11 protein-coding genes are annotated in these 12,609 nt (G+C 54.8%); 9 read left to right on the forward strand and 2 right to left on the reverse strand.

Annotated elements, in window-relative coordinates; all coding sequences use genetic code 11:
* The first annotated feature begins 301 nt into the window (after positions 1–301).
* The 6 genes from kdpF to kdpE are packed head-to-tail and all read left to right on the forward strand — an operon-like array spanning position 302 to position 8,083.
* Positions 302–391, forward strand: coding sequence for a K(+)-transporting ATPase subunit F (kdpF, locus tag SK33_RS16335; protein ID WP_001670793.1), 90 nt, complete (start codon positions 302–304; stop codon positions 389–391).
* Positions 391–2,070, forward strand: coding sequence for a potassium-transporting ATPase subunit KdpA (kdpA, locus tag SK33_RS16340; RefSeq protein ID WP_048219312.1), 1,680 nt, complete (start codon positions 391–393; stop codon positions 2,068–2,070). Before kdpF ends, kdpA begins: the two co-directional genes overlap by 1 nt.
* A 20-nt stretch (positions 2,071–2,090) precedes the next feature.
* Positions 2,091–4,139 (forward strand): potassium-transporting ATPase subunit KdpB, encoded by a 2,049-nt coding sequence (gene kdpB / locus SK33_RS16345; RefSeq protein ID WP_048219314.1) that lies wholly within the window; start codon positions 2,091–2,093, stop codon positions 4,137–4,139.
* Positions 4,140–4,147: 8 nt separating this feature from the next.
* Complete coding sequence (kdpC, locus tag SK33_RS16350) at positions 4,148–4,714, forward strand: potassium-transporting ATPase subunit KdpC (RefSeq protein WP_048219317.1); 567 nt, start codon at positions 4,148–4,150, stop codon at positions 4,712–4,714.
* 10 nt (positions 4,715–4,724) lie between these two features.
* Positions 4,725–7,409 (forward strand): two-component system sensor histidine kinase KdpD, encoded by a 2,685-nt coding sequence (gene kdpD / locus SK33_RS16355; protein ID WP_016149791.1) that lies wholly within the window; start codon positions 4,725–4,727, stop codon positions 7,407–7,409.
* Positions 7,406–8,083: a two-component system response regulator KdpE gene (gene kdpE, locus SK33_RS16360; protein ID WP_003022856.1), complete on the forward strand. Its 678-nt coding sequence runs from the start codon at positions 7,406–7,408 to the stop codon at positions 8,081–8,083. Before kdpD ends, kdpE begins: the two co-directional genes overlap by 4 nt.
* 100 nt (positions 8,084–8,183) lie before the next feature.
* On the opposite strand, the gene pgm is transcribed toward kdpE, so the two are convergent.
* Both pgm and seqA read right to left on the reverse strand, forming a co-directional pair.
* Positions 8,184–9,824 carry a phosphoglucomutase (alpha-D-glucose-1,6-bisphosphate-dependent) gene (gene pgm / locus SK33_RS16365; RefSeq protein ID WP_003022854.1) on the reverse strand — a complete coding sequence of 547 codons (1,641 nt, stop codon included), beginning with the start codon at positions 9,822–9,824 and terminating at the stop codon, positions 8,184–8,186.
* A 24-nt stretch (positions 9,825–9,848) separates the two neighbouring features.
* A complete protein-coding gene (gene seqA, locus SK33_RS16370; protein ID WP_032948828.1) occupies positions 9,849–10,391 on the reverse strand; it encodes a replication initiation negative regulator SeqA in 543 nt (180 codons plus the stop codon).
* A 194-nt stretch (positions 10,392–10,585) separates the two neighbouring features.
* Here seqA and ybfF point away from each other — a divergent pair, with 194 nt between their 5' ends.
* From ybfF to fldA, 3 genes are all read left to right on the forward strand, one after another.
* A complete protein-coding gene (gene ybfF, locus SK33_RS16375; RefSeq protein ID WP_003022844.1) occupies positions 10,586–11,359 on the forward strand; it encodes an esterase in 774 nt (257 codons plus the stop codon).
* A gap of 128 nt (positions 11,360–11,487) precedes the next feature.
* A complete protein-coding gene (ybfE, locus tag SK33_RS16380; RefSeq protein WP_003022842.1) occupies positions 11,488–11,775 on the forward strand; it encodes a LexA regulated protein in 288 nt (95 codons plus the stop codon).
* Positions 11,776–11,930: 155 nt separating this feature from the next.
* On the forward strand, positions 11,931–12,461 hold the full coding sequence (gene fldA / locus SK33_RS16385; RefSeq protein WP_003022839.1) for a flavodoxin FldA: 531 nt from the start codon (positions 11,931–11,933) through the stop codon (positions 12,459–12,461).
* The last annotated feature ends 148 nt before the right edge of the window (positions 12,462–12,609 follow it).

The raw sequence follows: 12,609 nt of genomic DNA on the forward strand, positions 1-12,609 counted from the left end.
TCCCATATATCTGTTCGGTGAATCGCACCGGAAAAATAAACTTGGTTAACTGATGAAAATAATACCGCCTTGTGTGTAATTTTGCTACTCATCCGACCACTTATTTTTATCTATTGATGCTCCGTTTAGCTAAAAACCGTAATTAAGTTACATAAAGGTTAAATTAATACTAACCATTAGTTAAATAATGGCTTTTGCCATTTTTATACTTTTTTTACACCCCGCCCGCTGATTTTTGCGAAATCTTTGCAGGTAAAAATCTACGCTCTGGTTATCACATTTATGCCACTGGAGGTGCACTGTGAGTGCAGGCGTGATAACCGGCATTGTGCTGGTCTTTTTATTATTAGGTTATCTGGTGTATGCCCTGATTAATGCGGAGGCGTTCTGATGGCGGCCCAAGGATTTTTACTCATTGCCAGTTTCTTGCTGGTGCTGTTTGTCATCGCCAGACCGCTGGGCTTTGGGCTGGCTCGACTGATCAATAATACGTCCCTGCCGGGCCTGGCTGGCGTGGAACATATGCTGTGGCGCTCTCTGGGCATCTCGCAGCAGGAGATGAACTGGCGGCAGTATCTGTTGGCGATCCTCGCGCTCAATGTACTGGGCCTGCTGGTCCTGTTTTCGATGCTGATGGCGCAAAACCTGCTGCCGTTAAATCCCCAGCAACTGCCAGGGCTTTCATGGGATCTGGCGCTTAACACCGCGGTGAGTTTTGTCACTAATACCAACTGGCAATCCTATGCTGGTGAAACCACCTTAAGCTACTTCAGCCAGATGGTCGGGCTGACCGTACAAAACTTCCTGTCAGCGGCAACCGGGATTGCGGTGATTTTTGCCCTGACCCGCGCCTTCACGCGCCAGAGTATGAACACCTTGGGCAACGCCTGGGTCGATCTGATTCGCATTACGCTGTGGATCTTGCTCCCCATTGCATTGCTCATTGCGCTGTTCTTCATTCAGCAAGGTGTGCTGCAAAACCTGTTGCCTTATCAGCCCATCACCACCCTTGAAGGGGTTAAACAACTGCTGCCGATGGGGCCCGTCGCCTCACAGGAAGCGATTAAGATGCTTGGCACTAACGGGGGCGGTTTCTTTAACGCTAACTCATCACATCCGTTTGAAAACCCTACCGCGTTGACCAATCTGGTACAGATGCTGGCTATTTTCTTAATTCCTACCGCGGTGTGTTTTGCCTTTGGTGATGTGGTGGGCGATCGTCGCCAGGGACGGACCCTGCTGTGGGCCATGTCGCTGATATTTGTGGTCTGCGTAGCCGTGGTGATGTGGGCCGAAGTTCAGGGCAACCCGCACCTGATGGCATTCGGTGCAGACAGCAATATCAACATGGAAGGCAAAGAGAGCCGCTTTGGCGTGCTGGCCACGAGTCTGTTTTCCGTCGTGACGACAGCGGCATCTTGCGGCGCTGTCGATGCTATGCATGACTCCTTCACCGCACTGGGCGGCATGGTGCCGATGTGGTTAATGCAGATTGGTGAAGTGGTCTTCGGCGGCGTGGGTTCAGGTCTGTACGGCATGCTGCTGTTCGTGCTGCTGGCGGTATTTATCGCCGGGTTAATGATTGGCCGCACACCAGAGTATCTGGGTAAGAAAATCGACGTGCGCGAAATTAAAATGACCGCGTTGGCGATTCTGGTCCCCCCTGCGCTGGTCCTGATCGGCACAGCGATCGCCATGATGACCGAAGCTGGCCGCAGCGCCATGCTAAACCCGGGTCCACACGGGTTTAGCGAAGTGCTGTATGCCGTGTCGTCCGCCTCGAACAACAACGGTAGCGCCTTCGCCGGGTTAAGCGCCAACAGCCCGTTCTGGAACTGCCTGCTGGCCTTATGCATGTTCTTCGGTCGCTTCGGCGTGATCATTCCCGTGATGGCGATTGCCGGATCGCTGGTCAGTAAAAAGATCCAGCCAGCCAGCTCCGGCACGCTACCTACCCACGGAGCGCTGTTTGTCGGGTTGTTGATCGGTACAGTGTTACTGGTTGGCGCTCTCACCTTTGTTCCTGCCCTGGCGCTTGGCCCGGTCGCAGAATACCTGTCATTACACTGAGTGATGCGGAGCACATTACTATGAGTCGCAAGAAACTGGCGCTGTTCGAACCCTCTCTGGTCGCACAGGCGCTGATGGACGCCGTGAAAAAATTAAGCCCACATACCCAATGGCGTAATCCGGTGATGTTTATCGTCTGGCTGGGTAGTCTGTTAACGACCCTGTTAACCGTGGCGATGGCAACAGGCCATATGCAGGGTAATCCTTGGTTTACCGGCGCGATAAGTCTGTGGCTGTGGATTACCGTTCTGTTCGCCAACTTTGCTGAAGCGCTGGCGGAAGGACGCAGTAAAGCTCAGGCCAACAGCCTGAAAGGCGTCAAAAAAACCGCCTTTGCCCGCAAGCTTCGCGAACCGAAATACGGCGCGGCAATGGATCACGTCCCTGCCGATGATTTACGTAAAGGCGATATCGTGCTGGTGGAAGCTGGCGATATTATCCCGTGTGACGGCGAGGTGATCGAAGGCGGCGCGTCGGTAGATGAAAGCGCCATTACCGGTGAATCCGCGCCGGTGATTCGTGAATCCGGTGGTGATTTCGCCTCCGTCACCGGCGGGACTCGCATCCTCTCCGACTGGTTGGTTATCGAATGCAGCGTAAACCCTGGTGAAACGTTCCTCGACCGGATGATCGCCATGGTTGAAGGTGCACAGCGGCGTAAAACGCCCAATGAAATTGCCCTGACGATCCTGTTGATAGCCCTGACCATCGTCTTTCTACTGGCTACGGCCACGCTGTGGCCGTTTTCCGCCTGGGGCGGTAGCGCGGTCAGCGTCACGGTATTGGTTGCGCTGCTGGTGTGTTTAATCCCTACGACGATAGGCGGGCTGCTCTCCGCGATTGGCGTCGCCGGGATGAGCCGCATGTTGGGTGCGAACGTCATTGCCACCAGCGGACGTGCAGTAGAAGCGGCGGGTGACGTGGATGTACTGCTGCTGGATAAAACCGGCACCATTACGCTAGGTAACCGCCAGGCTTCAGATTTTCTGCCCGCCCACGGCGTGGACGAAAAAACGCTGGCCGATGCCGCGCAGCTTTCATCCCTGGCCGATGAAACGCCGGAAGGCCGCAGCATCGTGATTCTGGCTAAACAGCGCTTTAATCTGCGTATACGCGACGTGCAATCGCTGCACGCCACCTTTGTACCGTTTACCGCCCAAAGTCGGATGAGCGGGATCAACATCGACAACCGTATGATCCGCAAAGGGTCGGTCGATGCTATTCGTCGTCACGTCGAGGCCAACGGCGGCCACTTCCCCGCCGACGTTGAGCAGAAGGTCGAAAACGTCGCACGCCTTGGCGCTACGCCGCTGGTGGTTGCTGAAGGCTCCCACGTACTTGGCGTGATTGCCCTGAAAGATATCGTAAAAGGCGGGATTAAAGAGCGTTTTGCCCAACTGCGTAAAATGGGGATCAAAACGGTGATGATCACTGGCGACAACCGTTTGACCGCCGCCGCAATCGCCGCGGAAGCCGGAGTGGATGACTTCTTAGCCGAAGCCACACCGGAAGCCAAGCTGGCGTTGATTCGTCAGTATCAGGCGGAAGGTCGTCTGGTGGCGATGACCGGCGACGGAACTAACGACGCACCTGCCCTTGCGCAGGCCGATGTGGCCGTTGCCATGAACTCCGGAACCCAGGCAGCGAAAGAAGCGGGTAACATGGTGGACCTCGACTCGAACCCCACCAAACTGATTGAAGTGGTGCACATTGGTAAACAGATGCTGATGACGCGTGGTTCGCTGACCACCTTCAGTATCGCCAACGACGTAGCGAAGTATTTTGCCATTATCCCGGCCGCGTTCGCCGCCACCTACCCGCAGCTCAATGCGCTGAACGTGATGGGGCTGCATTCGCCGGACTCGGCGATCCTCAGCGCGGTTATCTTTAACGCACTGGTTATCGTCTTTCTGATCCCACTGGCGCTGAAAGGCGTGAGTTACAAACCGTTATCCGCTTCCGCGATGCTGCGCCGCAATTTGTGGATCTATGGCCTGGGTGGTCTGGTTGTGCCGTTTATCGGTATCAAAGCAATTGATTTACTGCTGACCCTGCTGGGTCTGGTGTGAGGTTTCTGATGAGTGGATTACGTCCTGCATTATCAACATTGATTTTCCTGATGCTTATCACCGGCGGGGCATACCCGCTGCTGACCACTGCGCTGGGGCAATGGTGGTTTCCCCACCAGGCTAACGGTTCGCTTCTCCGCGAAGGTCAGATTGTTCGCGGCTCCGAGCTCATTGGGCAACAGTTTACCGCTGCCGGTTATTTTCAGGGACGCCCCTCAGCCACATCGGAAATGCCCTATAATCCAATGGCTTCAGGCGGCAGTAATCTGGCAGCCAGCAACCCGGAACTGGATAAACAGCTGCAAAGCCGGATTGCCGCGCTGCGTGCCGCTAACCCGCAGGCAAATCCTGCCGTTCCGGTAGAGCTGGTAACAGCTTCCGCCAGCGGGCTGGATAACAACCTGACGCCAGCTGCGGTGGTCTGGCAAATCCCCCGCGTGGCGCAGGCTCGCAACCTCAGCGTTGAAGAGGTCACACGCCTGGTTGCACAATACACGCAAAAGCCGTTGGTCAGTTTTATCGGCCAACCGGTGGTGAACCTGGTAGAACTTAATTTAGCGCTGGATAAGCACTGAGAAAAAGGACATGCATAACGAACCCTTACGCCCCGACCCCGATCGCCTGCTGGAGCAGACCACCGCTCCGCACCGGGGAAAACTGAAAATTTTCTTCGGCGCGTGTGCAGGCGTCGGTAAAACCTGGGCCATGCTGGCAGAGGCCCAGCGGCTAAGGGCGCAGGGATTAGATGTGCTGATTGGCGTGGTGGAAACCCACGGACGCAAAGAGACCGCCGCGCTGCTGGACGGTCTCAGCATTCTGCCGCTAAAGCGACAGGCGCGCCATGGTCGTCATATCAGCGAGTTCGATCTCGACGCGGCGCTGGCCCGCCGTCCGGCACTCATTTTGATGGATGAACTGGCGCACAGTAATGCGCCAGGCTCACGCCACCCTAAACGCTGGCAAGATATTGAAGAGCTGCTGGAAGCCGGTATTGACGTTTTTACTACCGTCAACGTGCAGCATCTGGAGAGCCTCAATGATGTGGTCAGCGGCGTCACCGGCATTCAGGTTCGCGAAACCGTCCCCGATCCTTTTTTCGATGCTGCTGACGATGTGGTGCTGGTCGATCTTCCCCCCGACGATTTGCGCCAGCGCCTGAACGAAGGCAAGGTCTATATCGCCGGTCAGGCGGAAAGAGCCATCGAGCATTTCTTTCGCAAAGGTAACTTGATCGCGCTACGTGAGCTGGCCCTGCGCCGCACGGCCGATCGGGTTGACGATCAGATGCGTGCCTGGCGTGGACGTCCGGGAGAGGAGAAAGTCTGGCATACCCGCGACGCCATATTGCTGTGTATTGGACACAACACCGGCAGCGAAAAGCTCGTGCGTGCCGCCGCGCGTCTGGCAGCGCGCCTCGGCAGCGTATGGCATGCAGTGTATGTCGAAACGCCAGCGCTGCACCGACTGCCCGAAAAACAGCGCCGCGCAATTTTAAGCGCCCTGCGATTAGCCCAAGAGCTGGGTGCAGAAACCGCCACCCTTTCCGATCCCGCTGAAGATAAAGCAGTAATCCGCTACGCCCGTGAGCATAATCTGGGAAAAATTGTCCTCGGACGTCCGACTACGCGACGCTGGTGGCGCAGTGATTCCTTTGCTGACAAACTGGCCCATCGCGCACCGGATCTCGACCTGATGATTGTTGCGCTCGACGAACCACCTTCGCGCCCTGTGCTGCAAACTGCAGATAGCCGCACCTTTAAGGATAAGTGGCGGGTTCAAATTCAGGGTTGCGTGGTTGCCGTCGCGCTGTGCGCCATCATTACGTTGATTGCCATGCAGTGGTTGATGGCCTTTGACGCCGCCAACCTGGTGATGGTCTATTTATTGGGTGTGGTGGTTATCGCCCTCTTTTACGGACGCTGGCCGTCAGTGCTGGCAACCTTTATTAACGTTGCCAGCTTCGATCTCTTCTTTATTGCCCCACGCGGTACGCTGGCCGTTTCCGACGTCCAGTACCTGCTTACCTTTGCCGTGATGTTAACGGTAGGGCTGGTTATCGGTAATCTCACCGCCGGAGTGCGTTATCAGGCACGGGTAGCGCGTTATCGTGAACAGCGTACGCGTCATTTATATGAGATGTCGAAAGCGCTGGCCGTCGGACGGAGCCAGCAGGATATCGCCGCCACCAGCGAACAGTTTATTGCCTCAACGTTCCAGGCCCGCAGCCAGGTTTTACTGCCCGGTGAGAACGGTAAGCTGGCCCCTCTCACTCATCAACAGGGCATGACGCCGTGGGATGACGCCATTGCCCAGTGGAGCTTTGATAAAGGGCAACCGGCCGGCGCAGGCACTGACACCTTACCCGGTGTGCCGTATCAAATTTTACCGTTAAAAAGCGCCGACAAAACGCATGGGCTGCTGGTTGTGGAACCAGGAAATTTACGCCAGTTGATGATCCCCGAACAGCAACGCCTGCTGGAAACTTTCACTTTACTGGTCGCCAGTGCGCTGGAGCGTTTGACGCTGACCGCCAGCGAAGAGCAGGCCCGGTTTGCCAGCGAGCGTGAAAGCATTCGCAATGCCCTGCTCGCCGCCCTTTCCCACGATTTACGCACACCGCTGACGGTATTGTTTGGTCAGGCAGAGATCTTAACGCTGGATCTGGCAAGCGAAGGATCGCCGCACGCGCGTCAGGCCAGCGAAATTCGCCAGCACGTCCTGAATACGACCCGACTGGTTAATAACCTGCTGGATATGGCGCGAATTCAGTCTGGCGGCTTTAATCTTAAGAAAGAGTGGTTAACGCTGGAAGAGGTGGTCGGCAGTGCCCTGCAGATGCTGGAGCCAGGACTCTCTGCTCCTATTAATTTGTCGCTACCCGCGCCGTTGACGCTGATCCACGTCGATGGCCCGCTATTTGAACGGGTGCTGATTAACCTGCTGGAAAACGCTGTTAAATACGCAGGTCCAGCGGCGCAAATCGGTATTGATGCCAGCGTCGATGGTGAGCATCTGCAACTGGACGTCTGGGATAATGGCCCTGGCATTCCATCGGGAATGGAGCAACGAGTTTTTGACAAGTTCTCCCGGGGAAACAAAGAGTCATCTGTACCGGGCGTTGGGCTGGGGCTGGCAATCTGCCAGGCCATTGTGGACGTGCACGGCGGTACAATTTCCGTCCACAATCGCGCGCAGGGAGGAGCATGTTTCCGTGTTACACTGCCCCAGGAAATCCCCCCTGAACTTGAAGATTTTCATGAGGATATGTGACGAACGTACTGATTGTTGAAGATGAACAGGCTATCCGTCGCTTTCTGCGCACCGCGCTGGAAGCCGATGGTCTGCGTGTATATGAAGCGGAAACGCTGCAACGTGGTCTGCTGGAAGCCGCCACGCGAAAACCCGATCTCATCATTCTCGATCTCGGTCTGCCGGACGGTGACGGCATTGATTTTATTCGTGACCTGCGACAATGGAGCGCAATACCGGTAATTGTGCTCTCAGCCCGCAGCGAAGAAAGTGATAAAATTGCCGCCCTGGATGCCGGTGCCGATGACTATCTCAGTAAACCCTTTGGTATTGGCGAGCTACAGGCGCGATTGCGCGTGGCATTGCGTCGCCACGCCAGCGGCACGTCTCCCGAGCCGGTGGTGCATTTTTCCAACGTAAAAGTAGATATCGCCGCCCGGCTAGTACATCGTGGTGATGAAGAGATTCATTTGACGCCGATTGAGTTTCGCCTGCTAGCGGTACTGCTGAATAATGCCGGAAAGGTACTGACGCAGCGCCAGTTGCTCAATCAGGTTTGGGGACCAAACGCCGTCGAACACAGCCACTATCTGCGAATTTACATGGGACACCTGCGCCAGAAACTGGAACTGGACCCGGCACGTCCGCGTCATTTTCTGACCGAAACCGGGATTGGTTATCGGTTCATGCCATGACGTTAAGTTGAATATAAAAAGCCGGACCAGCGTATTTGCTGTCCGGCTTTTTCATTATTCATGCCGAATAGCGACGCTAGCGTCTTATCCGGCCTACGGTTTACGCGTTCTTCAGCACTTCGCTGACGATCTCAACCGCTTCTTTTTCGATCTGCTTGCGATGTTCTTCACCGAGGAAGCTTTCGCAGTAGATCTTGTAAGCGTCTTCCGTACCAGAAGGACGCGCGGCAAACCAGCCGTTGTCAGTCATCACTTTCAGACCGCCGATAGAAGCGCCGTTGCCCGGTGCAGCCGTCAGACGCGCGGTGATCGGGTCGCCCGCCAGCGTACTGGCGCTCACCATTTCCGGAGACAGCTTAGACAGCGCCGCTTTCTGCGCGGAGGTCGCGCTTGCCTGCAGGCGGTTGTAGCTCGGTGCGCCAAAGCGAGCAGCCAGTTCGTTGTAGTGCTCCTGCGGGTTCTTACCGGTCACTGCGGTAATTTCTGCCGCCAGTAGGCACATGATGATGCCGTCTTTGTCGGTTGACCACGGTGTACCGTCGAAACGCAGGAAAGATGCCCCCGCGCTCTCTTCCCCACCAAAGCCAAAACTGCCGTCAAACAGACCGTCAACAAACCATTTAAAGCCCACCGGCACTTCCACCAGCTTGCGGCCCAGATCGTTGACCACTCGGTCAATCATCGCCGATGACACCAGCGTCTTACCGACGGCAACATCTTTGCCCCACTGCGGACGATGCTGGAACAGGTAGTTGATCGCCACCGCCAGATAGTGGTTCGGATTCATCAGCCCTGCCGGGGTGACGATACCGTGACGGTCGTAGTCTGGGTCATTGGCAAAGGCCAGATCGAACTTGTCGCGCAGCGCCAGCAGCCCCGCCATCGCACACTCGGAGGAGCAGTCCATGCGGATTGCGCCATCTTTGTCGAGATGCATAAAGCGGAAAGTCTGATCAACGTGATCGTTAACGATAGTCAGGTTCAGGTTGTAGTGCTTAGCAATACGCTTCCAGTATTCGATACCGGAACCGCCCAGCGGATCGACACCCAGCGTCAGACCCGCTTTCTGGATCGCCGCCATGTCTACGATGTCAGCCAGTCCTTCAACAAACGGCTGAACCAGATCCTGCTCTTTCACATGACCAGATGCCAGCGCAGCGTCCAGCGACATACGCTTCACGCCTTGCAGACCGGCCGCCAGCAGCGCGTTGGCTCTGTCTTCCACCACTTTGGTGACATTGGTGTCTGCCGGACCACCGTTTGGCGGGTTGTATTTAATGCCGCCATCTTCCGGCGGGTTGTGGGACGGCGTGATCACAATGCCGTCAGCCAGCGGGCCGCCTTTTTTGTTGTGGACCAGGATAGCGTTCGATACAGCAGGGGTTGGCGTAAAGCCGTTATTTTCCTGCACGATGACGTCAACACCGTTCGCCGCCAGCACTTCCAGTACAGAGATAAAAGCCGGTTCAGACAGCGCGTGGGTATCCTTGCCCACATAGCACGGGCCAGTAATCCCGTTTTTCGCACGTTCTTCAGCAATCGCCTGGGCGATAGCCAGAATATGCGGCTCGTTAAAACTATGACGACCTGCACTGCCGCGATGTCCGGACGTACCGAACTTAACAGCGTGCTCAGCGTTCCCTGCCGTTGGTTTCAGTACATAGTACTGTGCCGTCAGTTGGGCGACGTTAATCAAATCACTCTGTTGCGCAGGTTGACCTGCACGATTGTGGATTGCCATTGCCTGGTCCTTCTAATGCAAGGATTAAATTGTTCCGCAAACCTTTTCAATCAATTCCGCAGGGAATTGCATTGACTGCATGATGTGTTCAACCATGCTGCATTTACGGCCGGTATTGGTATTGGTGATCACCCAGTACGGCGTGCCTTGCACGTGCTTCGGTTTGGTTTGATTACCATTTTTCAGCAGCGTCTGTTCATCAGCTGCAAAATAAACACGCGTACGACCATGCAACGATTCCGTTGCTTCGGCGAACGCGTTTTGATCCAGTGAATAGAGTGTAGACAGCACCAGCATAAAGCGATTTACTGCTTTCTTCTGTTCCGCGTATTCGTCGGACAGCAGCAGTTCACGCATCGCGCGCACTTTATCTTTTACGGGGTTAACCGGCTTGGCTTCCACGACAGGTTGCACAGCGCGGACTTCTTTGACTATCGGAGTGACAGGCTGTGATGCGGCGGAAAATTTCAACATACGCCGTAAAATGTCGGATGCGCTCTCGCCAATATGCTTGGTGTGGCTGGCAATATAGCTATAGAGTTCATCATCAACTTCAATCGTTTTCATCTTAATCCAGTGCAGTGTTTAGCTGAATACAAGTTGTCGGGGTAAACACACGTAGTGTAAAGGCAAATCCCAACAGCGGATAGCGTCAAGCCTGGTGGCCAGCAAAACTCAGAGTAACCGTAGTTGTTGCAGCCATGTGGCAGAATGGTCAACATGATACCCTAACCCGTGAGTGTGAAAAAAAGAACTTTGCCATGAAATTGAATATCCGAGCGCAATCTGCGCAAAACCTGCACAATAATTCTCCCATCGTCCTGGTTCACGGCTTGTTTGGCAGCCTGGATAACCTGGGGATCCTGGCACGCGATCTAGTAGCCGACCACGACATCATCCAGGTCGATATGCGAAACCATGGCCTCTCCCCTCGTTCACCTGAGATGAATTATCCGGCCATGGCGCAAGATCTGCTGGATACGCTGGACGATCGGCAGATCGAAAAAGCGATCTTTATTGGCCACTCGATGGGCGGAAAAGCCGTCATGGCGCTGACTGCTCTGGCTCCGGAACGCGTCGAACGGCTGGTCGCCATCGACATTGCTCCCGTTGACTACCATGTTCGCCGCCACGATGAGATTTTTGCGGCAATCAATGCCGTAACCGATGCACAAGCGTCCTCACGCCAGCAGGCGGCAAGCGTCATGCGCCAGCACCTGCAAGAGGAAGGTGTTATCCAGTTTCTGCTGAAATCCTTTGTTGACGGCGAGTGGCGCTTTAACGTTCCCGTATTGTGGGATCAATATCCGCATATCGTCGGTTGGGAAACCATTCCTGCGTGGGAGCACCCGGCGCTGTTTATCCCAGGCGGCAACTCACCGTATGTTACCGAAGCGTATCGCGAACAACTACTGGCGCAATTCCCACAAGCTCGTGCGCACGTTATAGCAGGCGCCGGGCATTGGGTGCATGCCGAAAAACCGGAGGCGGTGCTGCGCGCCATCCGTCGTTATCTGAGCGAGCAGGCTAACTGATTAAAAACTCAGCGTCTGCGCGCGATTACGCGCGCGGGCGTTGGCGTGTATCCCCTGCTGATGTATTATGGCGCGCTATCCATCCGGGCAGACGCCTGGCTGATTGTTTCCCCGAAGTCACCAAGATCATGGCCAAAGAACAAACGGACCGTACGACATTAGATCTGTTCGCGCAGGAGCGTCGCCCGGGACGACCCAAAACTAATCCGCTCTCGCGTGATGAACAGTTACGTATTAATAAACGTAATCAGCTTAAGCGTGACAAAGTTCGCGGGCTTAAGCGTGTCGAACTGAAACTGAACGCTGATGCCGTTGACGCTCTGAACGAGCTGGCTGAGGCACGCAACATGAGTCGCAGTGAACTCATCGAAGAGATGCTGATGAACCAACTCAGCGCATTGCGCGGTCAGGCATAGTCTGAATTTCTGCTCTAAATCATAAATCGTGTAGCACAGAGTGCAGTCCTGCGTGTTTGCTGTTTCCGCATGCCTGACTGTTCTGCTATGATTGCCCTTATCCGTGGGCAATGCGCCACCACCATTTCAATAAGTTTCAAGAGGTTATTTTACTCATGGCAATCACTGGCATCTTTTTCGGCAGCGACACCGGTAATACCGAAAACATCGCAAAAATGATTCAAAAACAGCTTGGTAAAGACGTTGCCGATGTTCATGACATTGCAAAAAGCAGCAAAGAAGACCTCGAAGGGTATGACATTCTGCTGCTCGGCATCCCAACCTGGTACTACGGTGAAGCGCAGTGCGACTGGGACGACTTCTTCCCTACCCTGGAAGACATTGATTTTAACGGTAAACTGGTTGCATTGTTCGGCTGTGGCGACCAGGAAGATTACGCAGAATATTTCTGCGATGCGTTAGGGACCATTCGCGACATCATCGAACCGCGCGGCGCAACCATCGTTGGTCACTGGCCAACGGCGGGTTATCACTTTGAAGCGTCCAAAGGTCTGGCTGACGACGACCACTTTGTCGGTCTGGCTATCGATGAAGATCGCCAACCTGAACTGACCGCAGAACGCGTAGAGAAATGGGTTAAACAGATCTCTGAAGAGCTGCACCTCGACGAAATCATTAATGCCTGATTTCGTGTGGCGCAGATTTCCATCTGCGCCGCATCAATAGATAAAACCAATCAAAATAATTGCTACAAATTTGTAACTTTTTCGTCTGACCCTGTACAATGGCTGGATGCCAATCGGGTGTTGCACAGTGTGTTTGTCGGCGATACCA

Origin of the sequence: Citrobacter sp. MGH103, assembly GCF_001034475.2 — a bacterium.
Classification (GTDB): domain Bacteria; phylum Pseudomonadota; class Gammaproteobacteria; order Enterobacterales; family Enterobacteriaceae; genus Citrobacter; species Citrobacter freundii.